This window comes from Nitrospirillum viridazoti CBAmc (genome assembly GCF_000730165.1).
GTDB lineage: Bacteria > Pseudomonadota > Alphaproteobacteria > Azospirillales > Azospirillaceae > Nitrospirillum > Nitrospirillum viridazoti.
This window is the reverse complement of sequence record NZ_CP022110.1, coordinates 105,569-126,830: the sequence shown is the minus strand read 5'-3', so window position 1 is coordinate 126,830 and position 21,262 is coordinate 105,569. Positions and strand designations below refer to the sequence as shown.

Annotated in this window: 20 protein-coding genes; 12 read left to right on the top strand and 8 right to left on the bottom strand. The window is 67.7% G+C overall.

From position 1 onward, the window contains the following. Positions 1-33: 33 nt before the first annotated feature. The 8 genes from hisB (at position 34) to hmpA (ending at position 5,799) form a co-directional block, all read left to right on the top strand. On the top strand, positions 34-657 hold the full coding sequence (hisB, locus tag Y958_RS00620) for an imidazoleglycerol-phosphate dehydratase HisB (RefSeq protein WP_040849280.1): 624 nt from the start codon (positions 34-36) through the stop codon (positions 655-657). A 31-nt stretch (positions 658-688) separates the two neighbouring features. Continuing rightward, on the top strand, positions 689-1,354 hold the full coding sequence (hisH, locus tag Y958_RS00615) for an imidazole glycerol phosphate synthase subunit HisH (protein WP_088870495.1): 666 nt from the start codon (positions 689-691) through the stop codon (positions 1,352-1,354). Between the two features lie 53 nt (positions 1,355-1,407). Next, complete coding sequence (locus tag Y958_RS00610) at positions 1,408-2,001, top strand: GNAT family N-acetyltransferase (RefSeq protein WP_088870494.1); 594 nt, start codon at positions 1,408-1,410, stop codon at positions 1,999-2,001. 8 nt (positions 2,002-2,009) lie between these two features. Next, positions 2,010-2,750: a 1-(5-phosphoribosyl)-5-[(5-phosphoribosylamino)methylideneamino]imidazole-4-carboxamide isomerase gene (gene hisA / locus Y958_RS00605; protein WP_088870493.1), complete on the top strand. Its 741-nt coding sequence runs from the start codon at positions 2,010-2,012 to the stop codon at positions 2,748-2,750. Then, entirely contained in the window at positions 2,750-3,511 is a 762-nt protein-coding gene (gene hisF, locus Y958_RS00600; RefSeq protein ID WP_088870492.1) for an imidazole glycerol phosphate synthase subunit HisF, read from the top strand. The genes hisA and hisF overlap by 1 nt, the downstream gene beginning before the upstream one ends. A gap of 4 nt (positions 3,512-3,515) precedes the next feature. Then, on the top strand, positions 3,516-3,863 hold the full coding sequence (locus Y958_RS00595) for a phosphoribosyl-ATP diphosphatase (protein WP_088870491.1): 348 nt from the start codon (positions 3,516-3,518) through the stop codon (positions 3,861-3,863). A gap of 124 nt (positions 3,864-3,987) precedes the next feature. Beyond that, on the top strand, positions 3,988-4,350 hold the full coding sequence (locus Y958_RS00590; RefSeq protein ID WP_088870490.1) for a histidine triad nucleotide-binding protein: 363 nt from the start codon (positions 3,988-3,990) through the stop codon (positions 4,348-4,350). Between the two features lie 234 nt (positions 4,351-4,584). Continuing rightward, positions 4,585-5,799 carry an NO-inducible flavohemoprotein gene (gene hmpA / locus Y958_RS00585; protein ID WP_088870489.1) on the top strand — a complete coding sequence of 405 codons (1,215 nt, stop codon included), beginning with the start codon at positions 4,585-4,587 and terminating at the stop codon, positions 5,797-5,799. A gap of 66 nt (positions 5,800-5,865) precedes the next feature. On the opposite strand, the gene Y958_RS00580 is transcribed toward hmpA, so the two are convergent. The 3 genes from Y958_RS00580 to dnaK all read right to left on the bottom strand — a co-directional run bounded on the left by Y958_RS00580 (position 5,866) and on the right by dnaK (position 9,742). Next, a complete protein-coding gene (locus Y958_RS00580; protein ID WP_088870488.1) occupies positions 5,866-6,447 on the bottom strand; it encodes an LOG family protein in 582 nt (193 codons plus the stop codon). A gap of 89 nt (positions 6,448-6,536) precedes the next feature. Beyond that, entirely contained in the window at positions 6,537-7,679 is a 1,143-nt protein-coding gene (gene dnaJ / locus Y958_RS00575; protein WP_088870487.1) for a molecular chaperone DnaJ, read from the bottom strand. A gap of 143 nt (positions 7,680-7,822) precedes the next feature. Then, on the bottom strand, positions 7,823-9,742 hold the full coding sequence (dnaK, locus tag Y958_RS00570) for a molecular chaperone DnaK (protein WP_004274039.1): 1,920 nt from the start codon (positions 9,740-9,742) through the stop codon (positions 7,823-7,825). A 681-nt stretch (positions 9,743-10,423) separates the two neighbouring features. On the opposite strand from dnaK, the gene Y958_RS00565 reads away from it, so the two are divergent. Continuing rightward, complete coding sequence (locus Y958_RS00565) at positions 10,424-10,630, top strand: hypothetical protein (protein WP_040849273.1); 207 nt, start codon at positions 10,424-10,426, stop codon at positions 10,628-10,630. 175 nt (positions 10,631-10,805) lie between these two features. On the opposite strand, the gene Y958_RS00560 is transcribed toward Y958_RS00565, so the two are convergent. The 3 genes from Y958_RS00560 to Y958_RS00550 form a co-directional block, all read right to left on the bottom strand. Then, positions 10,806-12,224: a hypothetical protein gene (locus tag Y958_RS00560; RefSeq protein ID WP_145960785.1), complete on the bottom strand. Its 1,419-nt coding sequence runs from the start codon at positions 12,222-12,224 to the stop codon at positions 10,806-10,808. Positions 12,225-12,384: 160 nt separating this feature from the next. Further along, positions 12,385-13,233: an ABC transporter permease gene (locus Y958_RS00555; protein WP_088870485.1), complete on the bottom strand. Its 849-nt coding sequence runs from the start codon at positions 13,231-13,233 to the stop codon at positions 12,385-12,387. A 4-nt stretch (positions 13,234-13,237) separates the two neighbouring features. Beyond that, positions 13,238-14,077, bottom strand: a complete 840-nt coding sequence (locus Y958_RS00550; protein WP_244909313.1) for an ABC transporter permease — start codon at positions 14,075-14,077, stop codon at positions 13,238-13,240. 158 nt (positions 14,078-14,235) lie between these two features. On the opposite strand from Y958_RS00550, the gene Y958_RS00545 reads away from it, so the two are divergent. Then, positions 14,236-14,844 (top strand): regulatory protein RecX, encoded by a 609-nt coding sequence (locus Y958_RS00545; RefSeq protein WP_088872396.1) that lies wholly within the window; start codon positions 14,236-14,238, stop codon positions 14,842-14,844. A gap of 7 nt (positions 14,845-14,851) precedes the next feature. On the opposite strand, the gene Y958_RS00540 is transcribed toward Y958_RS00545, so the two are convergent. After that, positions 14,852-17,284 carry a mechanosensitive ion channel domain-containing protein gene (locus Y958_RS00540; RefSeq protein WP_244909312.1) on the bottom strand — a complete coding sequence of 811 codons (2,433 nt, stop codon included), beginning with the start codon at positions 17,282-17,284 and terminating at the stop codon, positions 14,852-14,854. A 382-nt stretch (positions 17,285-17,666) separates the two neighbouring features. Here Y958_RS00540 and Y958_RS00535 point away from each other — a divergent pair, with 382 nt between their 5' ends. Continuing rightward, positions 17,667-18,377, top strand: a complete 711-nt coding sequence (locus tag Y958_RS00535) for a sulfite oxidase-like oxidoreductase (protein ID WP_088870484.1) — start codon at positions 17,667-17,669, stop codon at positions 18,375-18,377. 111 nt (positions 18,378-18,488) lie between these two features. After that, positions 18,489-19,010: a glutathione peroxidase gene (locus Y958_RS00530; protein ID WP_081486756.1), complete on the top strand. Its 522-nt coding sequence runs from the start codon at positions 18,489-18,491 to the stop codon at positions 19,008-19,010. 39 nt (positions 19,011-19,049) lie between these two features. Here the strand turns inward: Y958_RS00530 and Y958_RS00525 are convergent, their stop codons facing one another. Continuing rightward, the gene (locus Y958_RS00525) at positions 19,050-21,092 is read right to left on the bottom strand and encodes a PAS domain-containing sensor histidine kinase (RefSeq protein WP_186291203.1); all 2,043 of its coding nucleotides are present in this window, start codon (positions 21,090-21,092) and stop codon (positions 19,050-19,052) included. Positions 21,093-21,262: the final 170 nt, after the last annotated feature.

Sequence of the window (21,262 nt, the reverse complement as noted above, 5' to 3'; positions counted from 1 at the left end):
TCACGGTAACAGCCTTGCTGCTAAGTAGTGCTTATGGACAGGAACGAACCAGCAGGCGCCCGCAGCAGCACTGTGGAGCGCAAGACCAAGGAAACGCAGATCAGCGTGACCGTGGATCTCGACGGTACCGGGCGCTACGACGTGTCGACCGGCATCGGCTTCCTTGACCATATGCTGGAGCAGTTGTCGCGCCATTCGCTCATCGACCTGACGGTGCGCGCGGTGGGCGACCTGCACATCGATTTCCACCATACGACCGAGGATACCGGCATCGCCATCGGCGAGGCCGTCGCCAAGGCCCTGGGCGACCGGCGCGGCATCAACCGCTATGGCCACGCCTACATCCCCATGGATGAGACGCTGACCCGCGCGGCCATCGACCTGTCCAACCGGCCCTACCTGATCTGGAAGGTGCATTTCACCCGCGACAAGCTGGGGGAGATGGACACGGAACTGTTCAAGGAATGGTTCCAGGCCTTCGCCTTCGCCGCCGGTGCCACCCTGCACATGGAAAACCTGTACGGGGAGAACAACCACCACATCGTGGAGAGTTGTTACAAGGCCCTGGCCCGGGCCCTGCGCGCCGCCATCGAGATCGACCCGCGCAAGGCTGACGCCGTGCCCTCCACCAAGGGTGTGCTGGGCGGTTCGCTCTGATCCTTTCTTTCCGTCACAGGGTCCGCCTCTCATGACCGCGACCTCCTCCGCCTCCGTGGCGCTTATCGACTACGGCTCCGGCAACCTGCGCTCCGCCGCCAAGGCCGTGGAACGGGCGGCGCAGGAGGCGGGGCGCCATGGGCTGGCCGTCACTGTCACGGCCGATCCCGGCGCCATCGCCCGGGCCGACCGCATCATCCTGCCGGGCGTGGGCGCCTTCGCCGACTGCATGGGCGGACTGCTGGCCGTGGACGGGCTCAAGGACGCGCTGGAAGAGGCGGTGATCCGCCGCGGCCAGCCCTTCCTGGGCATTTGCGTCGGCATGCAGCTGATGGCGCGCGAGGGTCGTGAACATGGCGTGCACCCTGGCCTGGGCTGGATCGATGCGGTGGTGGAACGACTGGTCCCGGCCGATCCCGCCCTGAAGATCCCGCACATGGGCTGGAACGAGCTGGTGCTGGACCAAGCGGACCACCCGCTGCTGGCCGGCATCGAGGCCGGGTCCCATGTCTATTTCGTCCATTCCTACGGCCTGAAGGTGGGCGACCCCGCCCTGCTGAAGGCCCATGCCGACTACGCCGGATCCATTCCCGCGCTGGTGGGCCGCGACAACCTGGCGGGCACCCAGTTCCATCCGGAGAAAAGCCAGGCCACGGGCCTGAAGCTGATCGCCAATTTCCTGGCCTGGACGCCCTGATCACCCCCTGTTCCACGCGTTATCGTTCCCGCCGTCACGCTTCGAGGTTCCCCATGACCGGTGCGCACCAGCCGGCCGCCCCCAGCGCCCAGATCACCGTGGAGGTGGTGGAACGCATCCGCCCCGGCGACATGGACGACCTGTGCGACGCCGCCGACCTGGCCATCCGCGATGGCGGCGGCTTCGGCTGGGTGACGCCCCCCGCGCGGGAAGCCATGGAGCGCTATTGGAAGGGCGTGATGGTGGTGCCGGAGCGCACCCTGCTGGTGGGTCGCCTGGATGGGGTCATCGCCGGATCGGCCCAGCTGGTGCGCCCCACCCGCAACAATGAGGCGCAGAGCTTCGCCTGCACCCTGACCACCAGCTTCGTCGCCCCGTGGGGGCGCGGCCATGGCCTGGCCCGGGCGCTGACCGTGGCGGTGGAGGAAGAGGCGCGCAAGGCCGGTTTCCGTATCCTGAACCTGGACGTGCGCGCCACCCAGGGTGCCGCCATCGCGCTGTACCGCGCCTTGGGCTACATCGAATGGGGCCACCATCCCCACTATGCGCGGGTGGACGGGCGGGATATCCCGGGCCTGTTCTTCTACAAGGATCTGACGGAATCCAGCCGGCAGGAAGACCGGCCCCAAGACATCAAGCGGGATTAGGGCGAACCATGATCATTTATCCGGCCATCGACCTTAAGGACGGCGCCTGCGTGCGCCTGGTGCGCGGCGATATGGACCAGGCGACGGTGTTCAACACCGACCCGGCCGACCAGGCGGCGCGCTTCGCGGCGCAGGGCTTCGAATGGCTGCATCTGGTCGACCTGAACGGCGCCTTCGCCGGCCGGCCGGTCAACGGCGACGCCGTGGCCGCCATCCTGAATCGGGTGAAGCTGCCGGTGCAGCTGGGCGGCGGCATCCGCGACATCGCCACCATCGAGGACTGGCTGAAGCGCGGGGTGGAGCGGGTAATCCTGGGCACCATCGCCGTGCGCGACCCCGAGCTGGTGAAGCAGGCCTGCCGCCTGTTCCCCGGCCGTGTGGCCGTAGGCATCGACGCCCGCGACGGCCGCGTGGCAGTGGAGGGCTGGGCCGAGGCGTCCGACATCACAGCCCTGGACCTGGCGCTGAAGTTCGAGGACGCCGGCGTGGCCGCCATCATCTACACCGACATCGACCGTGACGGCGCCCTGGGCGGGGTGAACGTGGAGGCGACGGCCGACCTGGCCTCCCACCTCACCACGCCGGTGATCGCTTCGGGCGGGGTGTCCAGCATCGCCGACTTGGCCGCGCTGAAGCGGCAGGAGGACACGGGCATCACCGGCGTCATCTGCGGCCGCGCCCTGTATGACGGGCGTATCGACCCCGTGGCGGCGCTGGGCCTGCTGAACCGCCCCAGGGAGATGCTGTGATGCTGAAACGCCGCATCATCCCCTGCCTGGACGTGAAGGACGGGCGCGTGGTCAAGGGCGTCAACTTCGTCGACCTGGTGGACGCCGGCGACCCGGTGGAACAGGCACGCCTGTATGACGCCGCCGGCGCCGACGAGCTGACCTTCCTGGACATCACCGCCAGCCATGAAGGCCGCGACACCATCTTCGACGTCGTGCGCCGCACGGCCGAACAGGTGTTCATGCCCCTGACGGTGGGCGGCGGCGTGCGCACGGTGGAGGACATCCGCAAGCTGCTGCTGGCCGGCGCCGACAAGGTGTCGATCAACAGCGCCGCCGTCAGCCGGCCCGAATTCGTGCGCGAGGCGGCGCAGAAGTTCGGCGCCCAATGCGTTGTGGTGGCCATCGACGCCAAGCGCGACGCCAGTGGACGTTGGGGCGTCTACACCCACGGCGGCCGCAAGGAGACGGGGCTGGACGCGGTGGAATGGGCCCAGCGCATGGCGGAATACGGCGCCGGGGAAATCCTGCTGACCTCCATGGACCGCGACGGCACCAAGAGCGGGTTCGACCTGGAGCTGACGCGGGCCGTGGCCGATGCCGTGCCCGTGCCGGTGATCGCCTCGGGCGGGGTCGGCACGCTCGACCATCTGGTGGACGGCGTCATCCAGGGCCATGCCTCGGCCGTGCTGGCCGCCAGCATCTTCCACTTCGGCACCTATTCCATCGCCCAGGCCAAGGCGCACATGGCCGCCGCCGGCATTCCCATGCGCGGGGTGTGATGCCATGCCCGGCAAGAGCCCAATGGTCCCCAAGGGGGGCGATCCGCTGAAGGATCTGTACGCCACCATCCTGGCCCGCAAGGGCGCCGACCCCGAAACCTCACACACCGCCCGGCTGTTCAGCCGCGGCACCGCCAAGATCGCCCAGAAGGTGGGCGAGGAAGCGGTGGAGGCAGTGATCGAGGCCATGCGCGGCGACCGCGACAAGCTGGCCTCGGAGTCCGCCGACCTGCTCTATCATCTGCTGGTGCTGTGGGCCGATGCCGGGCTGACGCCGGACGACATCTATGCCGTGCTGGCCACCCGCCAGGGCATCAGCGGCATCGAGGAAAAGAAGAACCGCAAGGCGTAACACGCCATAAAACTGAGCTATATCGGGCTGGCGACCGCCAGCCCCGCAGTGAGCACCGAAGGGCGGAGCGAGGATAGCCAAGGCCACGGACGTGGCCGCCCGGCGCTTGAGGGAGAAACCAAAAATGTCCTATGACACGAACAACATCTTCGCCCGCATCCTGCGCAGCGAAATCCCGTGCAAGAAGGCCTATGAGGACGACCATGTCCTGGCCTTCCACGACATCCACCCCCAGGCCCCCACCCACATCCTGGTGATCCCGAAGGGGGCCTACGTCAGCGCCGCCGATTTCGGTGCCCACGCCAGCGACGCCGAGATCGCCGCCTTCACCCGCGCCGTGTCGCGCATTGCCGCTGAGGCGGGGGTGGAAGGCTCGGGCTATCGCCTGATCTCCAACCACGGCCCCGACAGTCACCAGGAAGTGCCGCACTACCACGTCCACATCCTGGGTGGACGGCCGCTGGGCCGGCTGGTGACGCCGCCGTAATCCCTTCACGCCCGATGACGGTGAAGGCCGCCGGAAGCGATCCGGCGGCCTTTTTCATGTCCGCCCGCGCCGTGTCAGGCCGATGCCTTTCGCTCGCGCAAAAAGATGTATTTGACACACATCAATATCGCTGGCAGGAATTCATTCATCGAGAATGAATGATTTAGGCACCCTGCCGGCTCACTACCCTTGACTGGGTGAGGCAGCCGCCCTTCCCCCAGACAGGAGCACGACATGCCGAAGCCGCTTAGCCCGGAAACCATCGCCCTGATCAAGGCCACGGTGCCGCTGCTGGCCGAACACGGCCCCACCATCACTAAGGCCATGTACCGCCGCCTGTTCCAGGACGACCACATCCGCGCCCTGTTCAACCACGCCAACCAGGGCGAGGACGGCGCCCAGGTGCACGCCCTGGCCGGCGCCATCCTGGCCTATGCCCGCAACATCGAGAACCTGGGCGCTCTGACGCCAGTGGTGGAGCGCATCGCCCATAAGCATGTCGGCTATCACATCCTGCCGGAGCACTATCCCTATGTGGCGACGGCCCTGCTGGCCGCCATCAAGGAGGTGTTGGGCGACGCCGCGACCGACGCCGTGCTGAACGCCTGGGGGGAGGCCTATTGGTTCCTGGCGGAGGTGCTGAAGGCCCGCGAGTCCGTGCTGCGCGACGGGATCGAGTCGCAGCAGGGCGGCTGGACCGGTTGGCGCAAGTTCACCGTGGCCGACAAGGTGCGGGAAAGCGCCGTCATCACCTCCTTCATCCTGCGGCCGGCCGACAGTGGTGGCGTGCCGCGCCACAAGCCGGGGCAGTACCTGACCTTCCGCTTCCCTCTGGCGGACGGGACCGAGGTGAAGCGCAACTACTCCATCTCCTGCGCCCCGCAGGACGGGCAGTACCGCATCTCCGTGAAGCGGGAGGCCAACGGCAACGGCGGCTCGCGCCACCTGCACGACCATGTCCAGGTGGGCGACATCATTGAGGCGACGCCGCCGGCCGGCGACTTCTACCTGGATGAGGCGCCGACGCGGCCCGTCATCCTGTTGTCGGGCGGCGTGGGCCTGACCCCCATGGTCAGCATGGTGGAGGAGATCGCGGCCAGGCACCCGGGCCTGGAAACCCACTACATCCACGGCGCGCTGAACGGCACCACCCATGCCATGGACGCCCATGTCCGGGCCCTCGCCACCCAGCATCCCACCATCAAGGTCGCCACCTTCTACAGCGACCCGCACCCGCAGGACCAGCTGGGCGTCACCCACGATGGCGAAGGCTTCATCAGCATCGACTGGCTGCGGGAGAACACGCCCCTGCACCAGGCGGACATCTACCTGTGCGGGCCCAAGCCCTTCCTGCGCACCTATCTCAGCGGCCTGGCCCTGGCCGGTGTGGCCGCCGACCGCGTCCACTTCGAGTTCTTCGGCCCGGCCGACGATCTGATCGCCGCCTGACGTCGCGGATAAGGAAAAGGCCGCCGGAGTCATTTCCTGGCGGCCTTATTTACCTGGAACCAGATCTCAGCGCTCGTCCGCTTTGATCCATTTGGTCACGGCCGGCGGCTCATAGGCACGCAGCTTGTCCAGCAGCGCCGCTGCCGTGTCGGCTGTCACCAGCATGTCGCGGTGGTTCTGCTTCATGAAGCCGGAGGCCACCACGCCGTCCAGGAAGGCGGTCAGGCCGTCGTAGAAGCCGGCGACGTTATAGATGGCGCAGGGCTTCTGATGGTGGCCCAGCTGGGCCCAGGTCCAGACCTCGAACAACTCCTCGAAGGTGCCGATGCCGCCGGGCAGGGCGATGAAGCCGTCCGACAGCTCGGCCATCAGCGCCTTGCGCTCGTGCATGGAGGCGACGACGCGCAGGTCGGTCAGGCCGGCGTGGGCGATTTCCTTCTTCTTCAGCGATTCCGGGATGACGCCAATGACCTGGCCGCCCGCCTCCAGGACGGCATCGGCCACGGCCCCCATGAGGCCGACGGAAGCGCCGCCGTAAACCAGGCCGATGCTGGCGCCGGCCAAAGCCCGGCCCAGGCCGCGCGCGGCCTCCAGGTACTGCGGATCGAAGCCGGGGCTGGAGCCGCAGAAAACGCACAGACGCTTCATGATATCCCTCAAAGAAAACGCCGGCGCGTCACCTTTCAAACCCGGGGTGAACCCGGGGAAGGGTGGCGCGCCGGCGCTGTTCCCAGATCCTATTCCTTCAAATCGGCCCACAGCTCCTTCACCTTGGCGAAGAAGCCTTCCGATTCGGGGTGGGTGCCGCCCTTCTCTTCCCCGGCCTTCTCGAACTCGCGCATCAGCTCCTGCTGACGCTTGGTCAGGTTGACCGGGGTTTCGACCAGGGCCGTCACGTACATGTCGCCGCGCTGGGTGCTGCGCAGGACGCTCATGCCCTTGCCCTTCAGGCGGAACTGGTGCCCGCTCTGCGTGCCAGGCGGGATGGAGACGCGGGCGCGGCTGCCGTCGATGGTCGGCACCTCGACCGTGCCGCCCAGGGCCGCCGTGGTCATGGGGATGGGCACCCGGCACTGGATGTTGGCGCCATCGCGGATGAACAGCGCGTGCGGGGCGATGGCCAGGAAGATGTAGAGGTCGCCCGGGGGCGCCCCACGGGCCCCGGCCTCGCCCTCGCCCGTCAGGCGGATGCGGGTGCCGTCCTCGACACCGGCCGGGATGTTGACCTGCAGGGTCTTTTCCTTGCGCACGCGGCCATGGCCGCCGCAGTTGCGGCAGGGATCCTTGATGACGCGGCCGGCGCCGGCGCAGGCCGGGCAGGTGCGCTCGATGGTGAAGAAGCCCTGCTGCGCCCGCACCTTGCCGGCGCCGTTGCAGGTGGGGCAGGTGACCGGCTGCGTGCCCGACTCGGCACCGGTGCCGTTGCAGACGTCGCAGGCGACGGAGGTCGGCACGCGCACGTTCGTGGAGGTGCCCTTGAAGGCGTCCTCCAGCGAGATTTCCAGATTGTAGCGCAGGTCGCTGCCACGGCCCGGGCCCTGCCCGCCGCCCCGGCGGCCGCCCATGAAATCGCCGAACATCTCTTCGAAGATGTCCGCGAAGCCGCTGCCGAAATCGAAGCCGCCGGCGCCGCCACCGGCCCGGCCGCCGCCGTTCTCGAAGGCGGCATGGCCGAAGCGGTCGTAGGCCGCCCGCTTCTGCTCGTCCTTCAGGACCTCGTACGCTTCGCTGACTTCCTTGAATTTCTGCTCGGCCGCCTTGTCACCCTGATTGCGATCGGGGTGATACTGCATGGCCAGCTTGCGATACGCTTTTTTCAGGTCGTCGGCCGAGGCGGTCTTCGCCACGCCCAGAAGTTCGTAATAATCCTGCTTCGCCATGTTTGGCCCTAAGCCCTTTCAGGGAATTGCCGGAACCCGGGCCCCACCAGGCCCCTGATGGGGCTCAGGCCCGCCCCCCGGATTTCACCGGAGAACGGGCCCGATACCTAGTCAGTCATTGCCCGGGTCGTCTTAAGAAAGACTTAGGCGGACTTCTTTTTGTCTTCGTCGACTTCCTCGAAGTCAGCATCGACAACCTTTTCCGACCCTTCGCCATGGGCGGCGCCGTGGTCTTCACCACCGGCGGCCGAGGCGTCCTGGCCGGACTTGTACAGCTCTTCACCCAGCTTCATGGAGACCTGGGCCAGGGCTTCGGTCTTGGCCTTGATATCGGCCGCGTCCTCGCCCTCCAGCGCCGTCTTCAGCTCGGCGATGGCCTTCTCGGCGGCGGCCTTCTCGGCGGCCGGCAGCTTCTCCGCGTTCTCCTTCAGCGTACGCTCGGTGGAGTGCATCAGGCCGTCGGCCTGGTTGCGGGCTTCCACCAGTTCCTTACGCTTCTTGTCGTCGGCGGCGTGGCTCTCGGCTTCCTTGACCATGCGCTGGATGTCGGCGTCCGACAGGCCGCCGGAGGCCTGGATGCGGATCACCTGCTCCTTGCCGGTGGCCTTGTCCTTGGCCTGGACGTTGACGATGCCGTTGGCGTCGATGTCGAAGGTGACCTCGATCTGCGGCACGCCGCGCGGGGCGGACGGGATGCCGACCAGGTCGAACTGGCCCAGCATCTTGTTATCCGCCGCCATCTCGCGTTCACCCTGGAAGACGCGGATGGTGACGGCCGTCTGGTTGTCCTCAGCCGTGGAGAAGGTCTGGCTCTTCTTGGTCGGGATCGTGGTGTTGCGGTCGATCAGGCGGGTGAACACGCCGCCCAGGGTTTCGATGCCCAGGGACAGCGGGGTCACGTCCAGCAGCAGGACGTCCTTCACCTCACCCTTCAGCACGGCACCCTGGATGGCGGCGCCGACGGCCACCACCTCGTCCGGGTTCACGCCGCGGTGCGGCTCGCGGCCGAAGAACTGCTTCACCGTCTCGATGATCTTGGGCATGCGGGTCATGCCGCCGACCAGGATCACCTCGTCGATCTCGCTGGCCTTCAGGCCGGCGTCCTTCAGGGCCGCCTTGCAGGGCTCGACCGTGCGGGCCACCAGATCCTCGACCAGGGCTTCCAGCTTGGCGCGGGTCAGCTTGACGTTCAGGTGCTTCGGACCGGTCTGGTCCGCGGTGATGAACGGCAGATTAACTTCCGTCTGCATGGCGGAAGACAGCTCGATCTTGGCCTTCTCGGCCGCTTCCTTCAGGCGCTGCAGGGCCAGACGGTCCTTGCGGAGATCGATGCCGTTCTCCTTCTTAAACTCGTCGGCCAAGTAGTCGATGATGCGGGCGTCGAAGTCCTCGCCACCCAGGAAGGTGTCACCGTTGGTGGACTTCACCTCGAACACGCCGTCGCCGATTTCCAGCACGGAGACGTCGAAGGTGCCACCGCCCAGGTCGTAGACCGCGACGATGCCGGAACCCTTCTTCTCCATGCCGTAGGCCAGCGCCGCGGCCGTGGGCTCGTTGATGATGCGCAGCACTTCAAGACCGGCGATGCGGCCTGCGTCCTTGGTCGCCTGGCGCTGGCTGTCGTTGAAGTAGGCGGGCACGGTGATGACGGCCTGGGTCACCTTTTCGCCGAGGTAGTTCTCGGCCGTTTCCTTCATCTTCTGCAGGATGAAGGCGGACACCTGGCTGGGGCTGTACTTTTCGCCGTGGGCCTCGACCCAGGCGTCACCGTTGTCGCCCGAAATGATCTTGTAGGGCACCAGGCCCTTGTCCTTCTGGGTCAGCGGGTCGTCATAGCGGCGGCCGATCAGGCGCTTGATCGCGAACAGCGTGTTCTCGGGGTTGGTCACCGCCTGGCGCTTCGCGGGCTGGCCGACCAGGCGTTCCCCGCCCTGGGTGAAAGCGGTCATGGACGGCGTGGTGCGCGCGCCCTCGACGTTCTCGATCACCTTGGCCGACGTGCCTTCCATGACGGCCACGCAGGAATTGGTGGTGCCGAGATCGATACCGATGACTTTGCTCATAATTCTAACCCTTCCAATGTGGCAGACGCGCGACGGCCCTTCCGGCACCGGAGCGGTCCCCCTGTTAAAACGGGACACGTTCAACACGATCATGGCGCGGCACCCGGTGGCGCCCGTCATGGCACGGCCCTCCCCATCCTGAAACGGGAGCGACCGCATCGCCACGCAGATATAGGCAGGGCGGCGCCCGGCTGCAACCGGCTTTGCGGCGCCGGGGCCCGCTAAAAGCGCCCATTCCACCCCTGGCATATGTCCCGCTATCCCATAGCGCGTACCCGGCACCATCCGCCCCCTCGCCAGCCCTTGGGGTGGTGGTGGAGCCCCGCCACCACCGCTTGGTACGGGAAGGCCGGACGGCGGCCGTCCGATTTTCCGTCCATCAAGTTACAATTTGTCAGAAATTGGCGGCGCCAAGTGAATGTCGTGTGAATACCGGCGTAATCCACCAGATCGCGAATTAACCAGGAATTAACGGCCTGATTTACAGTCGGTTATTGCTGCAAAATTATAACTTATTGCCTTGCACAACCAGATTGGCCCGACACAAGGCAGGATGGTGTATCGCTAGTTGAGATTTTATTCTTCCTGTTGACTTGGCACCCAAGATCTGTGCTGTAATTACTTCAGGGGTCGCTTGGACCTCCGGGCGAGGGGTCGCCCGCACTCTTGGGGCACAAAGTCATGACCGACACGCGCCGCACTACCGCCATCGCCATCAAGCATTGCCTCGACAATCTGGCGCTGGACGCCCGCCGCAATAACATGGGGGAACTGGTCCACCTCCTGGGCCTGGCCTCCCTGGCCGCGGAAGACGCCGCCAAGGCCGCAGACAGCCGCACCGTGGGCCTGCAATCCCTGCTGGACCGCACCCCCCAGGGGCGTTGCTGACAGCGTTGCTGGCAGGGCGCTGCTGACAGGACCGCAAGCCCCCCTCAGCGAATGGGGCGGGGCGGATGGATCACGCATGAAACGGATGACCGGAACGACGGCCATACGGGCAGCCTTTCGGGTTTATCCGTTTTTTTTGGCAGAGTTTTAAAGAATGGGACGCTGACGCGCCGCGTCAGTTCTTGGCGGGGTCGTCACCCTTGCGGCGGCGATAGCCATCATCCTCTTCGTCCGAGTCGAGGAGACCGTCCCCGTCCTCGTCAAAGTCATCCTCGTCATCCAGCAGGGCGTCGCCCTCATCCCAGCTGCCGGCGTTCCAGCCGCCGGCGGGCCAGTCCGGCGCCATGCCGGGCGGCAGGCCGTCGTCACCGTTGCCGGAGGCGTCGCCGACGGGCAGCGATTCATAGCCGCCGATCTGGGCGCGGCGGATTTCCCGTTCCAGCATGGCCACGGCGTCCACCGCCAGGGGCGAGCCTTGCAGCCCCTCGGGCAGGCCGTAGGAGAAGACGGCCAGGGTCGCCCGTCCGCCCACCACGGCACCGCGCAGCCACAGGTGGCAGCGCCGGCGGCGCCCGTCCTCCACCGCCGTATGGGTGAAGCGGGCCAGCACCTCGTCATCCGCCAGGGTGTCGACGCTGCCCATGCCCACTTGGCCGTCCGGCCCGTCGGCGAACTGGGCGGCGATACGCCGCAGCAGCACGGCGGGGGGCAGGCCGTCACCTTCCTCCGACGTGATGGCTTCCCAGTCCAGGCCGGCGGCGAGCGCCGATTCCAGGGCGGACTCTGGTTCCATGTCGTCGGGCGGCGGATAATCGTGCACCACGACCCGCAGGATCTCGTCAGCCTCGGCGTCGTCCGGGCGGCGGAAGTGGCTGGGCTCGGGCCCGCCCAAATCGTCCTCATCCTCGTCGCTGGTCCGCCAATCCCAGGGAAGGCGGAAGCGCAGGACGTCGGCGTGCACGATGTTGCGCATGGTGACGGCGCTGACGGGGCCCTGATCGGCGGGTCCGAACTCCATGCGGCCGATCTCGTCGCCCAGGCGGTCCAGGAGGGCGCCCAGGCCGGGCACCCAGAATTCCTCGCCCGGCACGTACAGTTGCAGGGTAGCGACGCGCACCCGGTCGGGCGGACGGAAGTCCGCCATCTTCCACACGAAGATCTGCGCCTCGGGAATGCGAGCACCGGCGCCCAGCGCCGCCGTGGCGGCGGCGGCCTGCTCCGGCGTCTGGCCCGGCTGCGGCGGCGCCGGCAGGGCGGCGCAATAGGCGATCCAGCGGCGGTCGCCCGACGCCATGGCGGTCACGCCCGGCGGCAGCAGATGGTCGCGGTCCAAGTACTGCAACGCGTCTTCGGTATCCACGCCGTATTCATTGGCGTAGGTGGTGACGGACACCAGGAGGTCCAGCGGGTGACCACCCACGGGGCGCCCATCGGTGGCCGCCCACAACACCGGCGACTGCAGGGCCATCCCGCCGTCGTCACGGTAGATGCGGGTCCAGGTCGCGGGCAGGCAGATGCGCACGGCCCCGCCATGCACGGCCATCCACTGCCAGTCGCCGCTGGCGAGGTCTATGTCCAAAGTCCGCTGTCCCATGGCGCGGCACTCTAGGCAAGCCGGCCCGCCGTTGCAAACCCTCCGCCAGCAGGCCAGCCAGTACAGTTGCGCCCCCAGCACATGGCTGGATCAGTCGATTCCGCTAAAATCCCCGCCCTGCCAAGGACATGCGGTTCCAGGCCCCGCCTTGCGGTGACCATCAGTTCCGCAGGCGGTAGCCGCGGTGCAGCAGGGTGCCGGCGATGGCCAGCAGCGCGACGTTCACGGCCACCAGCACCAGGACGGCCAGCGCCGCCTGGTCCTGGCCCTGCCCCAGGAAGCCGATGCGTACGCCGTCGATGGCGTAGTAGATGGGATTGGCCTGGACGATGGCGCGCAGCACCCCCGGCATGCCCGCCACCGGCGCGAACAGGCCGGACAGGAAGATCAAGGGCGTGAAGACGAAGGTCATGGCCGCCGACAGATGGTCCCACTTCACACTGATGAGGCCGGTCAGCACGCCGAAGGTGGCCATCATGGACGAGCCCAGCACCACGAACAGCAGCACCAGCGCGGGATCGGCCATCGGCGCCTGCCAGAAGATGAGGAACCCCACCCACACGGCGGCCCCACTGGCCACACCGGCGGCCATGGCGGAGAGGACATAGGCGGCCAGCATCTCGGCCGCGCCCACCGGCGCCATCAGCTGGTCCAGGATGGCGCCCTCCATCTTCGCGTAAAGGATGGAGAAGGAGGGGATCTGCACCGACTGGGTCAGCAGGGACAGGGTCACGAGGCCGGGCACCAGGAAAGCCAGGATGGCGTCGCCCTCGGGCGTACCACGCTTGTCGCCCAGGCCGAAGGCGAAGACGGTAAAGTAGAGGGCGGCGGACAGGCCGGGCGCCACCAGGAACAGCATCGCCAGCTTGCGCAGGCGCTTGATCTCCCGCCCCAGCAGGGTCAGGAAGCCCAGGGTGTTGAAACGGCCATGGTACCGGCGGCGGTCGGGCCGGTAGGCCCCGGCCGGCAACGGCGTTTCGGCACCCACTCCGTCCACCGGCATGTCCATGGCGTCAGGCCTTCAGCTTGTAGCCGGTGGAGACCATGCGCAAGGCCACCAGCCAGAGGACGAGGTTGATCCCCAGCATCACGGCGATGCCGGTCCCCAGCGTGCCGTCGGTGCGGCCGATGAAGCCGTAGCGGAACCCGTCGATAAAATAGAAGAAGGGGTTCACATGGGCCACGGTGTGGAAGAAGCGCGGCGCGCTGTCCAGCGTATAGAAGGTGCCGGACAGGAAGGACAGGGGCGTGATCACGAAGTTGGTGATGGCCGCCATGTGGTCGAATTTATCCGCCCAGATGCCGCCGATGAGGCCCAGCAGCGACAGCAGCATGGAGGCCATCACGGCATGGAACAGGACGTAGAAGGGCGCGTGCAGGCCCAGCGGCACCACCAGCTGGATGACGACCCAGGTGACGAGGCCCACCATCAGCCCGCGCACGATGCCGCCGGTGACGAAGGCGGACACGAACTCGAACGGGGACAGGGGCGGCATCAACACATCGACGATGTTGCCCTGGACCTTGGACACCAGCACGGAGGACGAGGTGTTGGCGAAGGCGTTCTGCGCCATGCCCATCATGATCAGGCCGGGCCCCAGGAAGCGCAGGAAGGGCACGTCGCCCACCATGCGCACAACCCCGCCCAGCGCCAGGGCAAATACGGAATAGAACAGCAGCGTGGTCACCACTGGCGCGGCGATGGTCTGCACCCAGACCTTCAGAAAGCGCCGTATCTCCCGCTTCGTCAGGGTGGTGAAGCCCACCCAGTTGATGGCGCCCAGGGCCCGGGGAGCCGGGACGGGCGTCGCGGCGGCGATGCCGGACAAGGGGGACTGCTGCAGCATGGTCATGGATTTAAGGCGCCCGTGCGGAAGGGTCCGGGGGGTACGCCCCCGGCAAGGCTGGGCCCGACCTTAACGCCGCGCCCCCCATCCGGCAATATGAGCGGCGTCACAGGGGCCGGCACAACGATGGCGTGGGGGCGTTCCCCGGCGCTACCATGGCCGGCATGACCGACGATCTTTTCGACCCGCCCGCCCGCCCTGCCGCTCGCCAGCCCGCCCAGCGCCGGGGCCCGAGGCGGGTCAGCGCCGCCTATCTGGAGCGCGCCGCCCTGCATTATCTGGAGCGCTTCGCCGCCTCCACCGCCGCGCTGCGTCGCGTGCTGATGCGCAAGGTGGACATGTCGGCGGCCGCCCACGGCACAGACCGGGCGCAAGGGGCGGAGTGGGTGGAGGCGCTGATTTCCCGTTACCAGCAGAGCGGCCTGCTGAACGACCGCGTCTATGCCGAGGGCAAGGTCGCCAGCCTGCACCGCCGGGGTGGATCCACCCGCACCATCCGCCAGAAGATGGCGGCCAAGGGCGTGGACGCCGATCTGGTCGACGCCGCCCTGGGCGAACTCGCCCGTGAGCTGGGCGATGCCGAGGAAGGCTCGACCGATCTGCGTGCAGCCCACGCCTACGCCCGCCGCCGCCGGCTGGGCCCCTTCCGTCCCGAGGCGGAGCGTGAGGCCAGGCGCGACAAGGACCTAGCCACCTTGGCCCGCGCCGGTTTCGATTTCGACACCGCCGCACGCATCGTGGACGCGGCCGATCCGGACGAAATCCTCAGGTGACACCCCCTCAAACCGGGAAGGGGATGCCCTCGGCGTCGAAGCGCAGCTTCAGGCGACGGTTGAACTCGCGGCCCACGGCCAGCTGGCGGCGGGGACGGGTCTTGATGCGGAACTTGATCTTCACCGCCTTCTCCGCGAATTCGCTGACGCCCAGGATTTCCAGGGGCGCCAGGATGCTGGGGCCGAACAGGCTGTCGCTTTGCAGTTCCTCGCCGATCTCGGTCATGATCTGGGTGGCCCGGTTCAGGTCGGTGGCGTAGGCGATGCCGAAATCGGCCGTGAAGTAGCTGTAGTCCTTGGTCAGGTTGGAGATGCCGGTGACGGCGCTGAAGGGCACGGTATGGACGGCGCCGCTATCGTCGCGCAGGCGGATGGTGCGGATGGTCAGTCCCTCCACCGTGCCGGTATAGCCGGCCAGTGTCACGGAATCGCCGACGGAGATCGTATCCTCGAACAGGATGAACAGGCCGGTGATGACGTCCTTCACCAGGGACTGGGAGCCGAAGCCTACGGCGACGCCGAGGAAACCGACACCGGCCAGCAGCGGGGCGATGTTGACCCCGATCTCCGCCAGCACGGTCAGCCCCACCATAACCAGCAGCATCACCAGCACGACGTTGCGCACCAGGGGCAGCAGGGTACGGATGCGGGGACTGCGCTCCACCAGGCGGCCGTGGCGGTCGGTGGTGTTGAGGTAGCGTTCAATGCCGCCGCTGACCAGTTCCCACACGATCAGCGCGAAGATGACCATGAGGACGATGGTGAGGAGGGAGGCGCTGGCCCGCTGGCCGAAGGGCGTGCTGAGCCAGCCGAAACTGTCCACCCCCCACGCCTGCAGCAGGGTGAGCAATCCCGCCAGCCACACCACCACCTTGGCACCCCGGTGCAGGATGGGCAGATAACGGTTGGCGCGGGATTCCAGCAGCGGGTACTGGCGCTTCAAATCATCCGGGATGGCGAAGCCGCGCCGGATCAGGCGGTCTATCCCTTCCATCAGCAGGCGGGCCACGATCAAGGTGACGACGCTGATCAAGGTGGCGCGGGAAACGAAGCCGAAGCCGCCCTTCACCTCCAGCGCCCAGATGCCGTAGATGGCCACCAGATAGACGATGGCCAGGATGTGCCAAACCTCCGCCAGGCGGCGCCGGACCAGGCCCCAGGCGGTCGGCGCTGGCGGGGGGGCGGCGACCATGGGGCTGTCGCCGGAGATTTCGGCCGCCAGTTGCGCCTCAAGCGCGCCGTCATCATGCGGGTCTTCCGGCAGCAGGGGGTCCCGCCCCCGGATCCAGTCCGCCACGCTCTGCCGGTTCTGCAGCACCAGGATCACCAGCATGATGCCGACGATCAGGCCCACCACCTTCAGCAGGGCCATGTAGGGGCGATAGGGCAGGCCCAGCTGATAGGCCACCTGCGCCACGAAGTAGCCGTAGACGGCGGTCAGGGCGATGCGGCGCACCCAGATGTAGACGTAGTGCGCCGTCTCATCCCCCACGGGGAGCAAGCGTAGGGAGGGGGCACCCGGCGACAGCAGGAAACGGGCCGCCAGCGTCGCGCCCTGTACCAGCAAGCTGGACACGATGATACCCAGCGCCGCCGTGGAGGCGGGCTTGGGCGGGTGGGTCAGGGTCTGCACGCCATAGGCCGCCAGGGCGAAGGCCACCATGGGCACGATGTCCAGCAGGGTGCGGGTCAGCAGCAGGCCCAGGCGAACGCCCCAGTTCCGGGGTTGGCGATGTTCCAGACCCCGGCGCGGGCGCGCCAACAGCCAGAAGGTCGCCAGACGGGCGGCATAGCCGGCGACGACCACCAGCAGGACCTCACCCAGCAGGATGCCCCACTGCACGCGCAGGCGGGGGTCGGACATCTGACGGTCCAGCCAACGGTAGGCCTTGGGCAGGTCCAGCAAGGCCTGGCCGGCGGCCGCGATCTCCTCGCTGAATTCCTCGATGCGGTCGGACAAGGCGTCCAGCACGCGGGCTCCCAGCAACTCCACCTCCGACTCCTGCGCCGGCTCGGCGGGGGTAGCGCCGGCAGGGGCGGCGGGGGTCGCAGCCGGGGCGGGGACCGGGATGGGGGCTGGGGCGGAGGTGGCGCTGGGGTTCGCGTCAGCCAGCAGCTTCAGCTGGGCGATCAGCGCGTCGCGGCGCTGGGGGTCCTGCAGGGTCTGCAGCAGGGCAGCCGCCTGGGAGGCGGCCGGCGGGGAAACGGGCACCGGCACGGGAATGGCCACCGGCTCCTTGGCCGCCTCCCCTCGCGGGGTCTGCGCACCATCCCGCGCTTTCCCACTCGCGTCCCCACCCGCATCCGGTGGCCGCTGATCGGGCGGTGGCTGGTCGGCCTGGGCCAAGTCGGGCGAAGACGGGTCGGGCGAAGACGGGTCGGCGGACGCGGCCGCGGACGTGCCCTGCGCCCAGGCGGGCGGCATCGCGAGCGACAGCATCAGGGACGCCAGAAGCGCCAGGGAAACGGCAAAAAGGGCTTTCCGCATCATCCGCAACAATCGGGTGGGTCTATGAAGGGCCAAGGATCAGGGGGCCCAAGGATCAAGGAAAGGGCCGAACGTTAACCTTAAAGGGTAGGGCTGCCAACGGCCGGGCGAGGGATGTTGCCGTAAAGCATAGGTCCCGAAGCACAGTTCCCGCCAAAATCGCCGCTGCGCGGTAGGCAGGCGGGGCAGGGCGCACTATCCTTAAGATTGTGGCGGCGGCGCGGCATGTGGACCCGGCGCCCACGATTTGACACAACATTTCCCCGTGATTTCCCGCGTGGGCACCCGGCCAATTTCCGGCCACCCCCGGCTGATTATGTGAGTAACCCGGCGCATGGCCACGGACAGTCCCGACGACACCATACCGGATGCCGCCCTGGGCACCGATGACCAGAAGGCCCCTGAGAGCAAGCTGGTGGCGACCAAGCGCGCCTGGGCGCGGGAAGGCCGGCTGCTGACCGGCGCGCAGGCCGATTCGACTCCCGCGGCCCGCCCGCGTCTGCCGCCGGGACAGCGCCTGGTGACCAACTGGCCGGTGCTGGACCTGGGCATCCTGCCGGACGTGGGTGCCGACGACTGGACCCTGACGGTGGACGGGCTGGTGGACCATCCCTTCACCTGGCGCTGGGCGGATTTCCAGGATCAGCCGGCGTTCAGCGACACGTCCGACATCCACTGCGTCACGTCCTGGTCGCGCTATGACAACCATTGGCGGGGCGTTTCCGCCGGCCACATCGTGGCGCTGGCCCGGCCCCAGGCGGATGCGGCCCACGTCCTGCTGCACAGCTATGACGGCTACACCACCAACCTCAGCCTGGCGGCGTTCAGCGCAGCCGATGTGCTGCTGGCCGCCACCTGGCAGGGCGAGCCCCTGACGCGGGAACATGGCGGGCCGGTGCGGCTGGTGGTGCCCCAGGCCTATTTCTGGAAATCGGCGAAATGGATCCGCCGCATCCAGTTCGTCAACGACGACACGCCCGGGTTTTGGGAGGTGCGGGGATACCATAACGAAGGCGATCCCTGGACCGAACAGCGGTACGGTTGAGACCTGTAGATGAGCCAGAACAGCTTTCCTCGCATGGCCCCCCGCACGGCCGCTCGCACAGCCCCCTTCGCGCCGCCCCCGCGCGCCCCTTCCAATTCCCAGGTCAGGCCCATGGAGCAGACGAAGACGCGGGAACGGCTGAACGCCCACAGCTTCACCTTTCCCACCCTGACCGGCGATGGAACCATACCGCTGGGGGCGTTCAAGGGCCGACCGGTGCTGGTGGTGAACACGGCGTCGGCCTGCGGCTACACCCCGCAATATGCCGAGCTGCAGACGCTGTGGACCCGGCTACGCGGCCGGGGCCTGGTGGTGGTGGGCGTACCGTCCAACGATTTCGGCGGACAGGAACCTGGCAGCCCGGCAGAGATCGCGCAGTTCTGCGCCACCACCTACGGCGTGGATTTCCCCCTGACGGCCAAGCAGACCGTGATCGGTCCCAACGCCCACCCCTTTTTCCAGTGGGTGGTCAGCAGCGTGGGGGAAGGGGCGGGACGGCCGCGCTGGAACTTTCAGAAGCACCTGATCACGCCCGACGGGCGCCTGGCGGAAATCTGGCCCTCCCCCGTGCGGCCCATGGCCGACGTGATGCTGGAAAGCATCCTGGGTCTGCTGAACAAAGCCGGGCTCTGAGCGTTACGGCCGTCGCCGGGAACGGTGCCTGGGGAATGGTCAGTTCGCCGCGGCCACCACCAACCCGATGTCCGGCCACACCCGGTCGGCGGGCATGATGACGCGGGCGATGGTGCCGGTGCCGGGCTCGCTCTCGATCTCCAGCTTGCCGCCGTGAAGTTCCACCAGGGCCCGCACCAGGGGCAGGCCCAGGCCAGCGCCGCCGGCGGTGCGGGTCAGCGGGTTCTCGATCTGGCGGAAGGGTTCCAGGGCGCGGCCGATGTCTTCCGCCCGCATGCCGATGCCCGTGTCGGCCACGGTGATGACCAGGCGGCCGTCGCCGTCGACCACGGCGCCCAGGGTGACGGTGCCACCCTTCAGCGTGAACTTCACGGCGTTGGCCAGCAGGTTGGACAGCAACTGCTTCAGCGCCACCTCGTCCGCGCGCAGACGGGGCAGGAAGTCGGCATAGTCGGTCTGCAGGTGGATGCCGCCTCGGATGGCCCGTTCCTTCACCACCCGCAGGCAGGATGCGAAGACGCGCGGCAGATCCACCATGTGCTCGTTCAGCTCACGCTTTCCGGCCTCGATCTTGGACAGGTCCAGGATGTCGTTGATCAGGTCCAGCAGCATGCGGCCGCTGTCGTGGATGTCCTTGGCGTATTCGGCGTAGGCGGGGTTGTCGATGGGGCCCAGCGACTGGCTGCCGATGATCTCGGAAAAGCCAATGATGGCGTTCAGGGGCGTGCGCAGCTCATGGCTCATATTGGCCAGGAATTCGGTCTTGGAACGGCTGGCGAATTCCGACTGCTCCTTGGCCAGGCGCAGCGCCACCTCGGCCCGGCGACGGTCGGTGATGTCGTCGGCCGTGCCCTGGATGGCGTAGGCGCGGCCGGCCCCGTCCAGCAGCACCCGGGCGGACAGGGACGCCCACAGGGCGCTGCCGTCCCGGCGGCGGATCTCGGCCGCGAAATCCTGGATGGCGCCCCGGTCCATGACCTCCTGGGGAAATTCCACCCGGGGGCGTGGATCGATGAACAGCTGCGTCCAGGCGTCGGTCAAGGTGGTCGCCAGATCCTCTTCCGAGGCATAGCCCAGCATGCGCACCAGGGCGGGGTTGGCCGACAGGATGGCGCCCCCGACGGTGATGGTGAACATGCCCTCCACCGCGTTCTCATAGATGTCGCGGTACTTGCGCTCGCTGGCATGCAGCACGGCATTGGCCTGTTCCAGGCTGTCCATCAGCACGGTGCGGTCATGGGCGCGGCGGCGGCTGACCATCAGCACCAGGCTGACGCCGAAGGTCAGCGCGAAGCCGAAGACCAGCACCGCCTCCACCTCCCACGACTGGCGGGCAAGGCCGGCCACCAGGTCACCCGTCATGTCCAGCCACCACACCCCGTCGCCGATGGACAGGGCACGGCTGAATTCGGAGGTGGTGGTGGCGGTATGCCCCGTCTGGACGAAGGCGGCCTCGCCCCCGCGCGACCGCAAGCTGAGCCGGGTCCATAGGGCGGGATCGGCCTGCCCCTCCATGCGCAGGGTCAGCAGGTCGCGCAGGTCGATGCGGGCCACCAGCGCCATCCCGCCGTTGGGCCCGCCACTGGGCGCACCGCTGGGCGCCGGCCCGGATGTGGACCGCGCCAGCAACAGGTTGGCGCCATCGGCGCTCAGGCGCACGGTGACGCCCTCGGGCGAGAACGGGTGGTCGGCCATGTCAGCGGGCGCGATTTCGGCCCCCATGGGGCCGGTCCGCAGCACGCGGCCGCCTGGACCCACCCAGGACACGGCCCGGATCTCAGGCCGGAGGTCGATCAGCAGGGCCACCTGGCGGTCGAATTCCGCCGGTGCGGGGTTGGCGGTCAAGAAGTCGCCCTCCGCGCCTAAGGTGGCGGCGATGCGGTCCAGGCGTTGCTGCACATGGCGGCTGCGGGCGTCGGCCTCATCCGCCAGCCGGGCCTGGGCCACGCCCGACAGCATGGAATGGACGTAGAACGCGGCCAGGACGGTCAGGACAATACCGGATAGGGCGGCCAAAATCGGGCCGCGGGTCAGAAAAAAGACGGCCGGGCGGCGACGCCGCGCGGTCTCCAGCACCGACATCCTGGCAATACCTTTCCGCTTCCCCTTGGGGCCACATCCCTTGCGTCCCCTGGGCGCCCCCTGCGGCTTCGCAAGGGCGCAGGATAAACCCATTCCTAACCCCAAAGATACAACGGCGGGTTAACATCCTGTCAGAAAGTGTAGGATGGCGTGGGAAAGCCGGCGATGGA